Annotated in this window: 8 protein-coding genes and 1 pseudogene; 5 read left to right on the forward strand and 4 right to left on the reverse strand. The window is 41.4% G+C overall.

The genetic code is table 11. The annotated features are described in order from the left end of the window. Nucleotides 1-174 precede the first annotated feature (174 nt). Together DS2_RS01935 and DS2_RS01940 are read left to right on the forward strand one after the other, a co-directional pair. A complete protein-coding gene (locus DS2_RS01935; protein WP_035012927.1) occupies nucleotides 175-3,021 on the forward strand; it encodes a lipoprotein in 2,847 nt (948 codons plus the stop codon). A gap of 105 nt (nucleotides 3,022-3,126) precedes the next feature. Further along, nucleotides 3,127-5,184 (forward strand): glycoside hydrolase family 32 protein, encoded by a 2,058-nt coding sequence (locus tag DS2_RS01940; RefSeq protein ID WP_235188521.1) that lies wholly within the window; start codon nucleotides 3,127-3,129, stop codon nucleotides 5,182-5,184. A gap of 709 nt (nucleotides 5,185-5,893) precedes the next feature. Here the strand turns inward: DS2_RS01940 and DS2_RS20130 are convergent. The 3 genes from DS2_RS20130 to DS2_RS01955 all read right to left on the reverse strand — a co-directional run bounded on the left by DS2_RS20130 (nucleotide 5,894) and on the right by DS2_RS01955 (nucleotide 13,010). Next, a complete protein-coding gene (locus DS2_RS20130) occupies nucleotides 5,894-6,064 on the reverse strand; it encodes a class IIb bacteriocin, lactobin A/cerein 7B family (protein WP_081754149.1) in 171 nt (56 codons plus the stop codon). A gap of 312 nt (nucleotides 6,065-6,376) precedes the next feature. Next, nucleotides 6,377-9,658 carry a lipoprotein gene (locus DS2_RS01950; protein WP_035012930.1) on the reverse strand — a complete coding sequence of 1,094 codons (3,282 nt, stop codon included), beginning with the start codon at nucleotides 9,656-9,658 and terminating at the stop codon, nucleotides 6,377-6,379. A gap of 64 nt (nucleotides 9,659-9,722) precedes the next feature. Then, complete coding sequence (locus DS2_RS01955) at nucleotides 9,723-13,010, reverse strand: lipoprotein (RefSeq protein WP_035012932.1); 3,288 nt, start codon at nucleotides 13,008-13,010, stop codon at nucleotides 9,723-9,725. A 422-nt stretch (nucleotides 13,011-13,432) separates the two neighbouring features. Between DS2_RS01955 and DS2_RS20770 the strand changes: the two are divergent. From DS2_RS20770 to DS2_RS01970, 3 genes and pseudogenes are all read left to right on the forward strand, one after another. Beyond that, nucleotides 13,433-14,554 (forward strand): annotated as a pseudogene (locus tag DS2_RS20770) (sucrose phosphorylase). A gap of 223 nt (nucleotides 14,555-14,777) precedes the next feature. Next, nucleotides 14,778-15,719: an ABC transporter substrate-binding protein gene (locus tag DS2_RS01965; RefSeq protein ID WP_051479531.1), complete on the forward strand. Its 942-nt coding sequence runs from the start codon at nucleotides 14,778-14,780 to the stop codon at nucleotides 15,717-15,719. A 5-nt stretch (nucleotides 15,720-15,724) separates the two neighbouring features. Beyond that, on the forward strand, nucleotides 15,725-17,710 hold the full coding sequence (locus DS2_RS01970) for a methyl-accepting chemotaxis protein (protein WP_035012933.1): 1,986 nt from the start codon (nucleotides 15,725-15,727) through the stop codon (nucleotides 17,708-17,710). Here the strand turns inward: DS2_RS01970 and DS2_RS01975 are convergent. After that, nucleotides 17,707-18,564 (reverse strand): substrate-binding domain-containing protein, encoded by an 858-nt coding sequence (locus DS2_RS01975; protein WP_035012934.1) that lies wholly within the window; start codon nucleotides 18,562-18,564, stop codon nucleotides 17,707-17,709. The genes DS2_RS01970 and DS2_RS01975 overlap by 4 nt on opposite strands. Nucleotides 18,565-18,649: the final 85 nt, after the last annotated feature.

Consider the following 18,649-nt stretch of genomic DNA (forward strand, 5'->3'; position numbering starts at 1 on the left):
TAAATAGACAACGTTGTAAAAGTAACTTGCACTAAATAGATAAATTTCTCTGCATATTCGTACAGTTTTACTAAGCTGTATGAGTGTTTAACGAGTTAATTTAAAGTCTTATAGCACAACAAAGTTGTCCACAAGAATGACAACGTTGTAAAAATGATTGAAGAGGCTAGTAAAATGCTTAACAAATTTAAACTTAACAAGATAGTTCAGCAATGCACATTATTGTCTGGAGTCGCTATTTTATCTGCATGTAGCACAGACACGACAGATCCCGGGGAGAAAAGTGTTAACAATGACAATGTTGAAGTTGTTATTTTAGAAGAAGGGCAAACAGCTGACGATATATTAAATCCGGGCGACAACAACGGAAATGGCGGAGACGGCGGTGACGGTGGAGACGGCGGTGACGGTGGAGACATCGTTTTAACAGATACGCCTGAAACAGAAGGCGCGAGTCTATTTGTGCGAGCAAATGATGCGAACCAAAACATTGCAGGTTTTGAATTTTGTTGTGGTGGTTACGACACATATCAAGAACACGAATTTACCAATGCAACTGGCGACTTTATTGAATTAGATGGCGGTTTTTGGGGCGCAGATGTAGCTGGGCACATAGGTGAAAGAGTATTTTCTAGCTACGGTGATGGGTACGACAGCGATGATGACACCACAGCTGCACAAGTAGGCGCAAGTGCTACAGGGAGCATTCGCTCACCAGAATTTACCATTGATAAAAAGTACATTAACTTTTTAGTTGGTGGTGGCAGCAACCAATATGGCAGTGCAAATACCACCAGCGTATTACTGATGGTTGATAATCAAGTGGTACGTACCGCCAGCGGTAATAATCAACACAATACAATAGATTGGCAAACTTGGGACGTTACTGACTACCAAGGTAAAACCGCATGGATTGAATTTGTTGATATGCATACCGACGATAGAAGTGATGCCGGTTTAGCGTATATTCTAGCGGATGAATTTAGAGCGGCAGACAAAGCTGCAGTGCAACCTTCGGCCAATAATATAGTTAAAACCTCAGCCACATTAACCAGTGCACCGGCAACAACAGGTGAAGCGGCATTTGTTCGCCAAACGGATGTAAACCAAAACATCGCGGGTTTTGAGTTTTGTTGTGGTCAATTTAATAGTTATCAAAACCATAGTTTTCGAGCCACTGGCGATATGATTAAACTCGACGGCGGCTGGTGGGCTGCAGATGTTACCAACCATGTTGGTGAACGTGCTTTTTCTAGCCGAACAGATGCATTTGAAGCAGATGGAACCAATTTAGGTTGGCTGGGTGATGCTGCAACAGGCTCTGTGATCACGCCTGAGTTTGTCATTAATAAAAACTATATTAATTTTTTAATTGGTGGCGGTACTAACCAATATACATCAGACAAAGCAACAGCGGTTGTATTGCGTGTAAACGGAAAAATTGTTCGCCACGCAACTGGCAATGGCGAAGAGAATAAAGTTGATTGGCACAGCTGGGACGTATCAGCACTCAATGGCCAACAAGCTGTAATTGAAATAATCGACCAGCATGATGCTGCCGAAGATGACGGTTCACTTGCATTTGTCTTAGTTGATGAAATTCGCCAAGCCGATAGAGCTGCGGCGCAACCAATTGCTTCTGCAGTGGTTACCAGTGATAGTGGCCACAATCAAAACTTAGTATTAGATTTGGGCGATCCAAACCCGTTTTATGATAATGGTGAATACTATATTTATTATCTAGAAAACCTTGGTTTCCATTCTTGGGCAATGGCCAAAACCTCCGATTTATTAACTTCTAGTTTTCCTCAAACTGTTTTGCCAGCTTCGGGTGATGCAAGCAAAGCTGATCAGTGGATTGGTTCAGGTAGTGTAATTAAAGCACAAGACGGCAGTTACCATATGTTTTACACAGGTCACAATCGTGACTTAACTCCGGTTGAAACTGTGATGCATGCTGTGGCGACCGACAACACCTTAACAAACTGGCAGCCAATACCGGCAGATACTTTTAGTGGCTCTGATGGTTATAGCGATTTTGATTTTAGAGATCCGTTAGTTTTTTGGAATGAAGCGGAAAGCAAGTATTGGATGTTAATCACCACGCGTTATCAAAACAAAGCAGCAATTGGTTTATATACATCAGAAAACTTAACAAGTTGGAGTGCGCAGCCGCCACTTTATACTGAAACTTCAAACCTAAATTTAGAAGTGGCTGATTATTTTGAGTTAGATGGCACACCATTTATTGTTTTTTCTGACCAACGTGACGATTCACGCCAAGTTAAAGTATTAACCAAACAAAATGACGCTTGGGTATTGGCAAATAATAGCGCATTAGATGGTCGAGCTTATTATGCTGCGCGTACCGCTGGGCATGCAGATGAACGATTATTATTTGGTTGGGTAGCGCATAACTTTGGCCGTAAAGACGGTGCAAATCCTGACTGGGGTGGCGACTTAATGGTTCACCAAGTTAAATTAAAAGACGGTGAATTGGCCGTTGATCTACCGGAAAAATTACGTACAGGTTTAGCCAAAACAATGGTAACAGATTCTGTATTTAGTGAAGGTTCGGCCTCGGCAACCGCAACTGGTTTTGATTTACAAGCGCAAAGCTTAACAACGCTTGCAGCTTCAGATGTTAAAAATCGTTGGAGCTTTAAACTATCAAGCTCGAATGCAGATGCTAAGTTTGGTTTAGCGCTGGTCAAACCTTTGGCTGAAGGTGGTGATAAACGTGCGTATGTTGAATTAGATGCGGCAAACAATCAGGCAAAATTCTATTTTAATGCGGATGAAAACAATCAATTTAATCCTAAAGTCAGTTTGCCGTTAGACGCAGCCAGTGGGATTGATTGTGAGCTAATTGCCGACCCTGAAGCCGGTGTTGCTGCACTATACTTAAACGGTTATAGAGCTTTGAGCTTTAGACTGTACGAACTTAAAGACTATCAAATTGGTTTTTATAGCACAGCCGATGCCGTTAGCGTAACTGATTTAAACCGATATTCACATTAATTTAGTGCAAAAGTTTTCTGATCCCCATGATCAGAATTGGCGTCACCAGTCAGTGCTGAGTCTGGTGGCGCCGCTTTCTTTACCTATTTATTGAGTCGTATTGTTATGAAGCTTAAAAAATTAACTTGGTTAATTGCACTGTCGATGACCGCGGGGTTAACCACCTTGCCTGCGGCGGTTCACGCAAATCAAGCAGTTAAACCAACCACATCAAAACCTGAATACTTTCAACACCATAGATTACAATTTCACTTTTCTCCGCAACAAGGTTGGATGAACGACCCCAACGGCATGGTTTATCACAATGGTGAATACCATTTGTTTTTTCAGCATTATCCAGATGGCACAAAGTGGGGGCCGATGCACTGGGGTCATGCGGTTTCTAAAGATTTAGTTCACTGGCAAGAATTACCCATTGCGTTATTTCCTGATGATAAAGGTTGGATATTTTCCGGCAGCGCAGTGGTGGATAAATACAACACCTCAGGTTTAGGCACAGCAGAAAACCCACCGTTAGTTGCCATATTCACCTACCACGACAAAGTTGCCGAAGCCGCTAGAGCGGAAAACGTGCAAACACAAGCATTAGCCTACAGTTTAGACAATGGCCGCAGTTGGCAAAAATACGCGGGCAACCCAGTATTAGAAGGTGGCAAAATTGCCGATTTTCGTGATCCAAAAGTATTTTGGCATGACGAGTCAAACCAATGGGTAATGGCATTAGCCGTGCAAAACCGCATTGGCTTTTATGCATCACCCAATTTAAAGGACTGGCATCACCTAAGTGATTTTGGCGCAGAATATGGCGCGCACGGCGGTTATTGGGAATGCCCAGATTTAATTAAAATGCAGGTTGAAGGTTCAAGCGAAGAAAAATATGTGCTGCTGGTCAGCTTAAACCCTGGTGGGCCAAATGGTGGCTCGGGCACACAATATTTTGTTGGCGACTTTGACGGTAAAACCTTCAAAATGGATCCGCAGTTTAAAGCTGAAGTAACTAAAATCCCAGCTGTATTCCCGCAAGATTATATATTCGAAGACTTTGAAGGCAGTTTAGCTAAATGGCAAAAACAAGGTGACTCGTTTAAACAATCACCCATTCGCGCAAGAGAAAACGAATTTATTGGCCGTTATGGTGCTCAGCTTGCTAACTCTTTTAATACTGGCGATGCATCACGCGGCAAACTTATTAGCCAACAATTTAGCATAGAGAAAGCTTACATTAATTTTGTGATAGCGGGTGGTAAATATCCGAAAGATGCGGCTATGAACCTAATTGTTGACGATGAAATTGTTGCATCAGCTACAGGTAAAAACTCAGGCAGTATGTCGATCGCCAGTTGGGACGTAAGCAAATGGCAAGGTAAACAAGCGCATTTAGAAATTGTCGACAACGCAATTGGCCCTTGGGGACATATTTCAGTAGACCAAATTGCATTTGCCGACGCGCCTGCAAAATCAGCAATAGAGCCAGCAGTATGGTTGGATTATGGCGCAGATAATTATGCCGGTGTAACTTGGTCGGGCATTGAAGATGGCCGCCATTTGTTTATTGGCTGGATGAATAACTGGGCATACGCCAACGAAGTACCAACCGACCAATGGCGCGGTGCAATGACAGTACCAAGAGAACTGAAACTGCATAAAACAGCCAAAGGTTACCGTGTAGCCTCAGTACCTACTGCAGAATTAGACGCATTGCAACAAAACACGTCTAAAGGCAGTAACTTAGCAGTAAAACAAACAGTTAGCTTAGACAAAAAAGCAAAACTGACCACTGAGTTGGCCGATATTTCGTTTGAAGTAGATATGCAACTAGCGAGCGAATTCACTATAGTGTTAGCCAATAATTTAAACGAACAAGCCGTTATTCGTTTAAATAAGGAAACAGGATTAATGTCGGTAGACAGAACTCAAGCTGGACAACAAAGGTTTGATGAAGACTTTCCTATGGTACAAACCGCACCAATTGAAACTAAACAACAATACTCAGTGCGCATAGTGCAAGATGTTGGTTCAATTGAAGTATTTGTGGATGACGGCAAAGCAACCATAACCTCGTTGGTTTTTCCAAATAAACCATTTAGCCAAATTCAATTACAATCTGACCAAGGCAGCTTAGTAACAAGCTGGCAAATTAGTCAGTTAAAGTCTATTTGGTAGTTCCTCTACAACAAAATACCTATTCGGCGCGGTTGTGATAATTGCGCTGAATGGTTTTTTTATTCAACTCTATGTTCATTACTTATCCCTAGCAACCCTTGCCAAGTTCAAAATATTATTGGTTTTTAGACATGGAAATTCATTCGAAAGCCCACAACCGCCATAAAAAGAGAGAAACTGTACTTTAGTACAGTTCAATTGCATTCCTAATGGTTTAAATTGAATAGGTGTAAAGTACGTTGTTCTAAAGCATGATTAAATAACAGCAATGGCGAACGGCCTAGCGCCTTAAGCAAACTAGGTTGCAATATGGTAACGCTATTGCCTTAGAATATTAAAAGCTAGGTGTGGTTTAGTCGAAGCATACCTTAAACCTATTTGATTCTTCAACTCAAACAAAAAACTTTTTGGCGCGATATGGATAATAATCGAGCCAAAAAGTTTCAGTGGTTGTAACTCGTAGCTAGTCCTTGTAATCACCACAAATTTGTTTATAGAAGGTAGTAAGTTTTTCTATGAGAGACTTTACGCCTAACACAGTTAAAACACCTAGGATTATAGTACTAAAAATATCCAGCCCTAAGCTCTTGAAATAAATACCAGCAATAAAGCAGAGTACTATATAAAAAGAATTATTTTTTTTCATACAAAGACTTGTATCTACTAGTTTAGCTTAAAAAATCGGAAGTAGTATTATACGCCCACCCACCTAAGGCAGTACTACCAACCCATTGGCTGCACTATTGACCGAGTTGCGAAATGCTGTGTTTGTCGTATATAGTCGTGCAAGGCCAATCGCACCAGAGACTAATATTGTGGGAGTGACTCCTCCATTTACTGCTTCAAGCTCGTCTACTGTCAGCTCTCTAATTTCATGCATATTAATATCCTATTCTCAGTATCAGTGTTTATTGGTACATCTATAATACTAAGATAATAAACCTATAATTTTACCTGATCTAAAGTACAGTTTTGTGTAGCTAACCCGATTATTGGGTTAAACTTTACTCCTCTAAGTCAGTAAGATTGTGGCTTAGGTTGTTTTCTTGAAGGCAATATGGCACCAATCCAGACATCAATTTCAACATAAAACCATTAATACACGAGTAGACATCCTAGTATAGGTCCAAATGTTACCCCAAAACTCAACTAGGTAGCCAAAACCGGCTACCTAGTTTATTTATCACCTCATCTACAAACCAATTCGAGTCATATCCTTAACCTCAAACATTCCTTTTATTGCTTCAAGGCCAACTTGGTAATCTTTTAGTTGGTATAACCTAAAGCTTAGGGCTTTGTCGTGGTTGATATAGAGCGAGCCAACGCCCGATTGCGGATCAGAATACAGTTGTAGTTGTATATCTTTTTTCGGGTCAAGTTGTACTGCAACTTCAGCAATCATATTTTGCTGGCCATTAATCTCTTGCAACAACATCGCTTTATTTTGGGCGCTGTTAAGCAGTATTTTGTACTGAACAGAGTGTTTATCGCTGCTTAGTAGCACTGCCAATTTTGCATTGGTGTTTTTGCTGACTACCGACAGTTCAATCAAGTTTTTATTGCTGGCTGCAGGTAACAAAAATTGTCCTTTCGACAGCACAAGTAACGCTGAGTTTGCGAAACGACCCTTATTAAAACTGCGTACACCTTTATTTGCTTGTAGGTTATCTACTGGCATTTGTTGGCTCATTTGCTGTTTTAATTTTTCCGGAAATTTAACTGCTAACTCGCCAGTTGGTTTTTTGTGCAATTGGTGCATCAGTAAATCGCCACCCCAGTTTGGCGCAGCACCATCGTTGCGGCCATCTGTGTGCGGCACCCAACCAAACAATAAACGCTCATTTTCTGGCCCAGCTGAGCGTGCAGCATAAAAGTATCTGCCGTCTAGCGCATCAAAACTTGGTTTAATCCACTGATTATCTTGGTTAATTAAATATTTAACTACGGGCGATTCGCTGCGTTGGTCGGAATACACAATAAAAGGTGTTTCGGTTAATTTAAAATACTCAGGCACTTCTAAATTTAATGGTGAGCTTTCTGTGTATAGCGGTGCTTGCGCAGTCCAGTCGGCTAAGTCGGTAGATGTATACAAACCAATAGCCGCTTGGTTGTTGTAGCGTGTGGTAATTAGCATCCAATAGCGTTGCTCGTCTTCATTCCAAAATACAAATGGGTCACGAAAATCATAATCGCTATAGCCGTTGTTACCGCTAAAAGTATGCTGGCCAATGGTTTGCCAATTTTTTAAGGTATTGTCTGTGGCAACAGCATGCACTACCGCTTCAACAGGGAAGTGGTTTTTATTGTGGCCGGTATAAAATAAATGATATTGACCGTTTTGGTCTTTCATTACGCTGCCTGAGCCAGTCCATTGGTCTTGCGCTGTATGGTCGCCCGATGCGGCTAACACTTCTTCAGTAAAAGTGCCGGCTAATAAATCATCTGTTTTAGATAAATACCAAGAGTGATAGCCCGAGTTTTGTAAGTAGTAGATATAAAACTCGCCGTTTTCATAATATGGGTTTGCATCGCCCATATTCAGTTGCAGTGGCACTTTATGGCCTTCAACTTGGCTGACAATTGATGAGGTAAGTGGCGTGGCCGCTGCTTTATCTGCTTGGCGAATTTCATCCACTAAAATAAACGGCAAACTGCCATCGTTAACTGTATTGTCGTGTTGGTCGATAATTTCAATTACCGCTTGTTGGCCGACTAATCCGCTGGTATCCCAACTCGTCCAGGCAAGCTCTGTTGCTAAGCCGTTGCCAGTTGCATGGCGGACAATTTTGCCGTTAACGCGTAAAACAATTGCAGTTGGGTTGGCTGTGTCAAACTGATTGGTGCCGCCGCCTGTTAATAAATTAATGTAAGCTTGGGTGATGGTAAATTCAGGCGAAATTAACTGGCCGGTTGCTTCACCACCGTACCAACGGCCAGTCGCGTCTGTACTGTTCGCATAACCTTGGCCGTAACTGGCAAAAATACGATCACCCAGGTGGTTAGTTATGTCAGCCGCCCATAGTCCACCGTCAAACCGGATAAAATCACCAGTCGCACGAAAGTTATGTTGATGGTAAGCATCATAACCCCCACAACAAAATTCAAAACCTGCAATATGTTGTAGCGGGTGGTTTAAACGCGAAAAGGCCGCTTCGCCAGCAAGTTCTGGTGATTCAATTATTTGCGCCCCAGCTAGGTTAACCACACTGTCTGCAATTGGGGTAACAACTGGGCTATCAGCGGCACGAAAGTGATCTGCTAATAGAAATGGTAGACTACTGTCTGATTTATCATCTGGGTGGAAATCTATAAATCTGAGCTGCGCTGTTTTACCCAGAAACTCGCTAACATTCCAACTAGCCCAGTTCAGTTTATTTGTTTGGTTATTGCCGCTGGCGTGTCGCACTATTTGGCCATCAACCATTAGTACAACTGAAGTTGCGTTGGCCGAGTCAAAGCGGTTGCTGCCACCGCCAACTAAAAAATTAATAAAATTATGCTCAATAGTAAATGTTGGGCTGTCTATTGTGCCGGTTGCTTCGCCGCCGAGTTGGGCGATATTACCTAGTTCGTCAATTGCACCGTCGCCGTAACTTGAAAATACTCGCTGGCCAATTGCGCCGTTTATTTCGGCTGCCCAAAAACCACCGTCTAGTTTATTAAAATCGCCAGTTGCATTGGTGAATCCGTGAGCTGTGTATGTGCCAGCACCTGCGCAACAAAATTCGAAATCAGCTAAATGGTCTGGGCTAAAAAGCGCCACGCCTGAATAAGCGGGGTTAACCCAATTTGCGATTGAAGGTTGGGTGGCTGCCACATCATCGGCTCTAAATTCATCCGCTAACAAATAGGGGAGGGAAGTATCTGAACCATCTGCCGGGTGCATATCTAAAAATAAAACATAAGCTGTACTGCCAATAAATTCGCTTACATGCCAAGTTTGCCAGTTTAGTTGATTGGCAATGTTTTGCCCGCTGGCATGGCGTACCCATTCACCATTTACAACCAACACAACCGATGTGGCATTGATATGGTCAAAGCGATTGTTGCCACCTCCTATTTTAAAATTTATATAGTCGTGCTCTATGTTAAATTCTGGGCTTCGTATTGAGCCAGTGGCGTGCCAACCAATATGTTCGGCGCTGTTGTCCCAACTGCCGTCAAAACCGTCGCCATAACTGGCAAAAGCGCGCTCACCAATAACACCAACTATATCAGCCGCCCATTGGCCGCCATCTAGTTTAATAAAGTCGCCGCTGGCTTGCGTAAAACCATGTTGGTGGTAAGAGTTAAATCCCCCGCAACAAAATTCAAAGCCTGCGATGTTTTGCCAAGGTGCAGATGGCCTAATAAATAAGTTATAGCCCGATTGCTCTGGGTTTTCAGTTATGGGTACGTCAGCAATGGCTAAATTTGTATACAAGCTACTGCCAAATAGAATGCCCATTAATAAGTGTGTGTTGTTTTTTATCATGGTTATTTCCGGTTTGTAGTTGCAGGAATTAGGTGTGCAAATCACCTAATTCCTGTTTGAAGGGTTATTCGCTATAACGTGTTAAGCCTGAAGCTGTTGTTGCACTATTTTCGCTAAATAGACCTATTTGATATTCAGCTAAATCGTATAAACGGAAGCTCAATGCTCGGTAGTGGTTTAGGTAGATTGCGCCTACGCCCGATTGCGGATTTAGCCACAAATCAACATGCACACCTGATTGCATGTCTAAATTAATATCTATGCTTGGGTTAGTGCTGTTTTGTTCGTCGCCGTCAAAATAGAACTTGGCATTGCCATTCGTTGGGTCGAGTTTTAAATACGCGAGTTTGTCTGCTTGGCCAGCTACAGGCATTCTGAATTGAATACCGGTAACTGCGTTGGCAGATGCACTCGAAATATTAAACTGTAGTCGATTAACTTGGTTGCTTGCTGGCAAAGTAAATGCGCTGTTGGCTTGTAGGCTTGCACTATTTGTTTGTACTTGCACATTGCCTTGAGTCCAAGTTGGGCTGATTGGCATAGCTGAGTTTAGTTGGCTAATTACTTTATCAGGCATTTTTACTGCCAGTTCACCACTTAGGTGTTTATGCAATTGATGCACAAGTAAATCGCCACCCCAGCTTGGCGCTGCACCATCGTTGCGGCCGTCTGTGTGTGGTACCCAACCAAACAATAGGCGCTCATTTTCTGGCCCAGCTGAGCGTGCAGCATAAAAATATCGGCCATCGAGTGCATCAAAGTTTGGTTTAACCCATTGGTTATTTTGCTTAATTAAATATTTAACGACTGGTGACTCATTGCGTTGGTCGGAATAAACAATAAAAGGCGTATCGGCAAATTCAAAATACTCGGGCACTTCTAAATTTAATGTCGAAGTTTCAGCATACAATGGTGGTTGAGCGGTCCAACTGGCTAAGTCGGTTGAAGTATATAAACCAATCGCCGCTTGGTTGTTATAGCGTGAAGTAATCAGCATCCAATAACGTTGCTCGTCTTCATTCCAAAATACAAATGGGTCGCGGAAATCATAATCGCTATAGCCATTTGAACCTGTGAATGTGTGTTCATCAATGGTTTGCCAATTTTTCAAGGTATTGTCAGTTGCAACGGCATGCATCACAGCCTCAACCGGATAGTGGTCTTTATTGTGGCCGGTATAAAATAAGTGATATTGACCGTTTTGGTCTTTCATTACACTACCAGAGCCAATCCATCTATCTTGTGCATTAACGTCGCCAGATGCTGGGATAATTTCTTCGGAGAAGGTGCCTGTTAATAAATCATCAGTTTTCGACAAATACCAAGAGTGATAAGCCGAGTTTTGCAAGTAGTAGATATAAAACTCGCCGTTTTCATAATATGGGTTTGCATCACCCATATTGAGTTGCAATGCCACTTTATGGCCGTCAACTTGGCTGACGATTGATGAGGTAAGTGGCGTTACTGCAGCATTATCCGCTTGGCGAATTTCATCGACTAAAATAAACGGTAAGCTGCCATCGCTAACTGTATTGTCGTGTTGGTCGATAATTTCAATTACAGCTTGTTGGCCGACTAAAGAGCTTGTATCCCAAGACGTCCAAGCAAGTTGTGTTTCTGAGCCGTTGCCGGTTGCATGGCGAACAATTTTGCCGTTTACACGTAAAACAATTGCAGTTGCGTTGGCGCTATCAAAGGTATTGGTGCCACCTGCGGTTAACAAATTAATGTAAGGCTGTGTGATGGTAAATTCAGGCGACAATAAACGGCCTGTTGCTTCCCAACCGTACCAACTGCCGGTTGTGTCGGCATAATTTGCATAACCTTGGCCGTAGCTGGCAAAAACGCGATCACCCACATAGTTTGCTAAGCCGCTCGCCCATTGGCCGCCGTTAAATCGAACAAAATCACCATAAGCTAAAAAGTTAAATGCATGATAGGTGTCGTAGTTGAAACAACAATTCTCAAAACCTGCAATATGTGTTGTTGGAAATTTACTTGAACTAAAGGCTGCTTGACCTTCTGTTGCTGGTGAGCTGGTTGTTGGCGCCGCTGAATAATTAATTTCGCCTGCGATATTTTGTGTGGCAGGAATATCTGCTGCACGGAACTGATCAGCAAGTAGATACGGCGTTGCTGTGTCTGAGTTATCGGCAGGGTGGTAGTCTAATAAACGTATTTGTGCACTCTGGCCGATAAACTCATCAACATCCCAGCTATGCCAACTCAAGTCTGTTGAGTTGTTGCCACTGGCCTGACGAACAATTTGATTATTTATTATTAACAGCGCGGCTGTTGCGTTAGCTGCGTCAAACAGTTGGTTGCCACCGCCTAATAAAAAATTAATGTAAGATTTGTTAATTACAAATTCTGGTGAATCTAGGCTACCAGTGGCTTGCTCGCCTATAGGTTCAATACTGGTATCGTAGGTATCTTGATAACCATCACCTGCACTGGAAAATACCCTGTCACCAATTGCGCCGTTGTAGTTAGCCGCCCATTGACCACCATCTAAGCTAGTTAGATTTCTTACAACGTTGTCAAAGTTGTGTTGGGAAAAACTATCATAACCTGCACAGCAAAACTCAAACCCAGCAATATCTTGCGTTGTATTATTGGCATTAATAAACAAAGGTTCGCCCACGAGTTCAGGTTGCACGTAATCTTGTGTGGTTGGCATTGCAGCAGCGAGATTTGCAGTTCTAAACTCATCCGCGAGTAAATAGGGAAGCGCGTTGTCGACACCATTATCAGAATGATTGTCAATTAAACGTATTGACGCTGTTTGGCCTTGCAGGTCGCTAACATCCCAAGTGTGCCATGCAATTGCATTGTCACGGTTTTGCCCGGTTGCATGGCGTACAACTTGTCCGTTTACCAGCAATACAGCGGCTGTGGCGTTAGCGGTTGTGTAATTGTTATTGCCACCGCCAATTTTAAAATTGATGTAATCATTAATGATCGTGAATGTTGGACTATCGATACTACCGGTTGCGTCATAACCAAAGTAGCTGCTATTTTCGCCTTCTGAAAAATATCCCGAACCAAAGCTTGTGAATAGACGATCGCCAACAACACCTGAAAAACTGTCTTTCCAATGGCCGCCATCTAAATACAACAAAGCGCCTGTTGCGTTTGTAAATGTATGTTCTTGGTAGGTATTGTATTGGCCGCAACAAAACTCAAATCCGGCAATATTTTGTGTGGGAGAATTACTATTTACAAAGAGCGCAGAGCCCTCTGTTTCTGGTTGTTGTGTAAGTTGTGGTGCCGCAATAGTGCTGTGTGTTCCTGCTAGTAATAGCGTTAGAAGTCCCGTTCTCGCTAGATATTTTGTGTGTATTGGTTTCATTTTAGACTCTCTAATTAAATCTGTGCCAATTACATCTAGGCGTAATTAATAGTTTATTTTTTGTAAAGCTTAATTTTGTACTTCCTCCTTTACTATTTTTAGCCATTTGTTTACAACGTTGTCAAAAAATATATACCAAAAACATTTTTTTAACAATGGCAAAATGATTGTCTCTTTAATTAATTCAATTATTTTTGATTTAGCAGATTAAATATTTGATGCGACAGCTAAATGTACTGCGCAACTAGTATTGATAGGCTCTTAACGCTTTAAGTTTTATTGCCTAAATCTAGAAGATACTAAGTGTCTAATTATCTAGATAAAAAACAGGTGTCGATTTTGTTTTAAAAATATACTTTAAGTTTGCTTAAACGATTAAAGTTGGTTTTTTAATTAGAGTTTTTAACTAACCTGAGATCCCTATAAAAAATAATGTACAACTAATTACTTACGCCGACAGACTTTCCGGCAGCGACTGACAAGGATTAAATTCGTTATTATCCAAGAAATTTGACTCACTATTTGGCGGCGTGCATTTAATACCATTTGATTATCCAATAGATGGTAGTGACGCTGGCTTTGATCCAATTGATCACACACAAGTAGACAGTCGTTTAGGTAACTGGAATGACATTGCCAACATAGGTGGCAGTTTTGACACTATGGCTGATTTAATTGGTTAATCATATGCCAGCTCAATCAGAAGCTTTCCAAGATGTGTTAAAAAATGGTCGTAATTCAAAATATTGGGATTTGTTCTTAACTAAAGATAAAGTTTTTCCAAATGGTTTGTCGGATGACGATAGAGCAAAAATATATCGTCCATGCCCTGGTAGTTGTTTCACTGAATATACTTTGGCAGATGACACAACTTGTGAATTTTGGACTACTTTTACCTCAAATCAAATTGATATTGCACAAAAATAGACCGCGTATATGACTTTGCGTTGCCACCTTTGGTATTGCACAGCATATTTAGCAAAGATTTTTCTGCGTTGGCGAAATGGTTAAAAATCTCACCAAGAAACTGTATTACAGTGTTAGACACACATGACGGCATTGGTATTATTGATGTTGGCCCTATGGCAGGCAAAGCTGGGTTATTTAATGAAAATGAAATTGATCACTTGGTTGAAAAAATCCATAACAATAGCCAAGGTCAAAGTCGATTAGCTACTGGGGCTGCTGCCAGCAATGTCGATTTATACCAAGTCAATTGTACTTATTACGACGCACTAGCGCAGAATAACTTTTATTATTTACTTGCAAGAGCCATCCGGTTTTTTGCACCTGGTACCCCACAAGTTTATTACTCAAGCTTTGTTTAAGTTAATTAAAATTCGTAACACCAGTGAAGCATTTAACGTGGGTTTGTGATGCAAGCTGATAAATCTAAACTACAAATGTGTTGGACAAAAGAGCATGCCAAAGCTGAACTAACAGTTAACTTAACTGACAATAGTGTTACGATTTTCTTATCTGATATTGGCACAGAAGAAGTATTTGATTTACAGCAAATGCTACTCGCTGATCACTCAAATTAATAAATATTACAGTGCCAGAGCTATGCATTCTGGCACTAAATGAGTCAAGCCGACATTAAAATTTTTTCATCATTAAGTCCTTATTTTTAGTTAGATATTTTGTCTGAGAGAGTAATACATTTGAATATTACCTTAGTTATTTACAAATACTGGTGACAACGTTGTTTTATGTGTTTATACTAACTGTACATTTTTTTAACAAATGAATTAAGGTGGGTGGATTATGAGCTATAAAAAGTTAACTATTCATTTTTTATTGGTCATTGGTTTAGCTATTTTTACCTTTAGCCAAAAATCTCTGGCTAATTTAACCGTTGGCGTGGCTATTAACGACTTAAACAACCCATTCTTTTTGCAGATAGTTAAAGGTGCTAAGCGTAAGGCAGACGAACTTACTAACGGTAAAGCAAATATTCTGGTGGTTGCAAGTGACTATTCGTTAAATAGACAACGTTGGCAGTTGGCGCAGTTGGTTGAGCGCAATACAGATATAGTGGTGATAACCGCAGCCGACCAGCAAGCTTTGGCATCCGACATTCAAAAAGCGATTAAACAAGGCACACAAGTTATTGCAGTGGATGTTTCAGCTGCTGGCGTTGTTGCAACGGTAGCAACCGATAATGTCAAAGCGGGATTTCAAGCCTGTACGCACCTAATTAATCAGCTTGGTGGTGTTGGCAAAATTGCGATTATCAATGGCCCAAATGTATCTGCGGTAGTTGATAGGGTAGATGGATGCAACCAAGCTATTGCCAAAGCTAGTGGTATTCAGCTGTTGCAGGTAGACGCGCAAGGCCAAGGCAGTCAAGCCGGTGGTGAACAAGCAATGAAAACAATTTTGGCTACCTATCCTGATGTTAATGGCGTATTTGCGATAAATGACCCAAGTGCAATTGGTGCCGAGCTAGAAGCGCAGAATCGCGGTAAACGCAATATTGTCATTACTTCAGTGGATGGTGCGCCGATAATGCAACAAGCGTTAAAAAATTCAAATGCATTGGTCAGTGCAACCGCTGCCCAATACCCTGATTTAATGGCTGAAAAAGCCGTTGAGTTAGGTTATCAACTAAAACAAGGTCAAAAACTATCGCAGCAATTGTTTTTAATAGACCCAAGTTTGGTTAACAAAAACAACGTAATGCAGTACAAAGGTTGGGCGGAGTAAAGACTATGACACTTCAATTTAAAATCTCAAGCGTATTTAGTTTTTTAGCTTTGGTTATCATAGTTGTGATAGCCGCTGGTGTACAAAATAGCCAAACTATCAGTAATCGATTCGATCAATTTTCCGAACATGCAACTGAGCTACTACTCAATTTGGCTGATATGCGTGAAACCTTTCAGCAGGTGGACAACAAGGTTTTACAGCACTATTTGGCTCGTTCAACTCATCAACAAAACGGTTTAGAACAACAGCTCAAACAAGATGATACTAATTTGCAGCAGCTAACGCGCAAACTGGTGAAGAAGGCGGAATTGTTGTTTGCTAACAATGATATGCAGCTAACGGATGTTCAGCCTGATTTAAATGCGCAGCAGGCGCTAATTTTAATTAATCGACAAGCGCTAGCGTTAGATTTGCAACTGCAAAATAAGCAGGCTGACTTTTTAAAACAGTGGCAACAAGTAAACGAACTTGTTGAGCTAAAACTTAAAGATTTAAACAGTCAAAGTTTTATTTGGTTGTCGTCGTTAATGGCAATTAAAGATGGTTTAGACCGAATTCGTGCTTTAACTGAAATGGTTGCGGTTACTAAAGATCCCGACGTTTACCCAACACTTATCCCAACGGCTTCAGACAGTATGAAAACCTTGAAAACCAACTTAGAAATTTTGGCTTATCAATCAATGTTTTCGGTAAGTGATTTAGTACAGGTAGTGGATAAAATGGAAAGGTCGCTGCTGGCACAAGAGGGCATGTTACCAATTGCTGTGAGTTATTTAACCGCGCGCGATAAACAAGTTGAGCAGCTAGAGCAATACCGTCAAGTTTGGCAAATGGATTTAACCAAGATTGATAAATTTGCCGATTGGATTAACCAACAAACCTCACAAAATGCGCTACAAAGTAAACAGCAAAATGCATCGGCTACGCAATGGTTAATTATTGCTGGGGTGATCTCGGTAATTGTTACTGCAATCATCAGTTTTATTATGGTGATGGGGATCCGCCGTCCAATTAAGCGCTTAACTAAATTTAGCCAAAAAGTCAGTAGAGGCGACTTAACGGAAAATATCTCAAAAACGTCAAGTGATGAGTTTGGCACCATAGGTAAAATGCTCAATAGCATTTCCGAACATTTAAATGCGCTGGTGGTGGAAGTTATTCATACCAGCCAAAGCGTTAATTCTGCCAGTGATAATTTGCTTAGCAATAACCAGCGCAGTTTAGACCGAGTATTTAAAATTAGCAGTGATATCGAAACCTTGTCTGCTGCGTTGCAAGAGCTTGGCACTTCGGCCGTGCATATTGAAGAGCGCACAATCAATACGCAAAAAGAAGTTGATAACATTGATAGACTCATTATGCAGAGCCGTGATTTATCAAAACAGAATGCTGACAAGTTAGCCGAACTTGGCACGCAAATGAAAGATGCTTCAAATATTGTGCGCTCACTACGCCAAAGCAGCGAAGATATTAGCAGCATAGTCGCGATTATCCGAGCGGTAGCAGAGCAGACCAATCTACTTGCGTTAAATGCAGCGATAGAAGCGGCGAGAGCGGGTGAGAATGGTCGTGGATTTGCTGTGGTTGCCGATGAAGTTAGAGAGCTTGCCGCGCGCACGCAAAAATCGACCGAAGAGATTGAAAGCATTGTGAGCAGATTACAAAGCGAAAGCCAAAATGCTGAAAGCATGGTTGACGCAGGTGCGGAGATCACACTTGCACGCATTAGTGATGCGAATAACTTGTCGAAAGATATGCGCTCTATCGGTGACGCTGCCTCTATTATTAAAGATATGAGTGCTTCTATCTCAACATCAGCGACTGAACAAGGGGCTGTAATTCAGGAAATTGCACAAAATATTGTTGATTTGGCTGAGCAAATTAACGACAACAAAGCTGAGTTTAACGACAACGTAAAACAAACTGAAGATCTGGTTGAACGAGCACATACGTTACGTGGTTTAACGGCAAAATTTACCACGCGTTAGTTTGATGAAGTGTGGGCTAAATATTGGTAGATGTTTTTGCAATTGGGTTCAGGCAGTTTTTGGATAAATGCATAATCGATAAACATAGAGTTGAGGTAAAGGCTAGTTAGCGGTGTTTGCGACTCTATGTTTTTGATAAGTTTAACTGCACTGGCATAACCAATTTGGAAGGCATTTTGGCTGATAAAACCAAGCATTTTATTCGCAGTTGTGGCTTTAATCAGCGCTGGGTGGCAATCAAAACCTATTTTGATGTTTTCGATTTCCGCCAAATCCTGATTTAATGCAAGGCTGCCCAGTTCGTTAGTGGCATAAACCACTTGAGCGCTGCGAATGAGCTCTTCTTGTTGAAAGATCATTTCTCTGGCTGAACCAACTGAGCGCCCAGAATGCAGGTGTTTTAATTTTACTTGGCTGAAAGTTTGTTTTAGCAGGTTGGTAAAACCAAGCGCACGTTGGTTTAAATGCGCTTCGGTTTGATTGTTAAGCACAACCGCTAAATCAATGGTTTTTTGACTGAGTTGAATAAGCTGTTTAGCCGCTAATTCGCCAGCAAAATAGTCATTGGTTTTAACCACGGGTAGCTGGCTGTTTTCGGGTTTGCGGTCAATTAGCATAATAGGTTTGTCATAGTTGAGTGCGAGTGCGTCTACTACTGATTTTTCATTTGGCGCGAGTATCAACCCGTCACACTTATAGTTTTGGAAGAAATTTATAATTGAGAGTTGTGCGCTGGCTGTGGTGGACTCGTAAGTTCCTCTAGAAATAATTTGGTATCCATTATCTGTAGCTGCTTTTTGTGCACCAAGCGTTGTTGCGTTCCAAAAGGTGTGACCTCCACCTGCTGTGACCATTATCAAGCATTTTCCATGGAGAGAAAACGTCAGTAAACCCAACAGCGCAAACATAATAGCAGTGAATTTTTTTACCAAAGCTACT

The sequence above is a fragment of the Catenovulum agarivorans DS-2 genome, assembly GCF_000568405.1.
GTDB classification, from domain to species: Bacteria; Pseudomonadota; Gammaproteobacteria; order Enterobacterales; family Alteromonadaceae; genus Catenovulum; species Catenovulum agarivorans_A.

Bases quoted from the DNA above. Each gene is read 5' to 3' on its own strand.
- DS2_RS01935 (WP_035012927.1), top strand. From the start codon at position 175: ATGCTTAACAAATTTAAACTTAACAAGATAGTTCAGCAATGCACATTA.
- DS2_RS01940 (WP_235188521.1), top strand. From the start codon at position 3,127: ATGAAGCTTAAAAAATTAACTTGGTTAATTGCACTGTCGATGACCGCG.
- DS2_RS20130 (WP_081754149.1), bottom strand. From the start codon at position 6,064: ATGCATGAAATTAGAGAGCTGACAGTAGACGAGCTTGAAGCAGTAAAT.
- DS2_RS01950 (WP_035012930.1), bottom strand. From the start codon at position 9,658: ATGATAAAAAACAACACACACTTATTAATGGGCATTCTATTTGGCAGT.
- DS2_RS01955 (WP_035012932.1), bottom strand. From the start codon at position 13,010: ATGAAACCAATACACACAAAATATCTAGCGAGAACGGGACTTCTAACG.
- DS2_RS01965 (WP_051479531.1), top strand. From the start codon at position 14,778: ATGAGCTATAAAAAGTTAACTATTCATTTTTTATTGGTCATTGGTTTA.
- DS2_RS01970 (WP_035012933.1), top strand. From the start codon at position 15,725: ATGACACTTCAATTTAAAATCTCAAGCGTATTTAGTTTTTTAGCTTTG.
- DS2_RS01975 (WP_035012934.1), bottom strand. From the start codon at position 18,564: ATGGTCACAGCAGGTGGAGGTCACACCTTTTGGAACGCAACAACGCTT.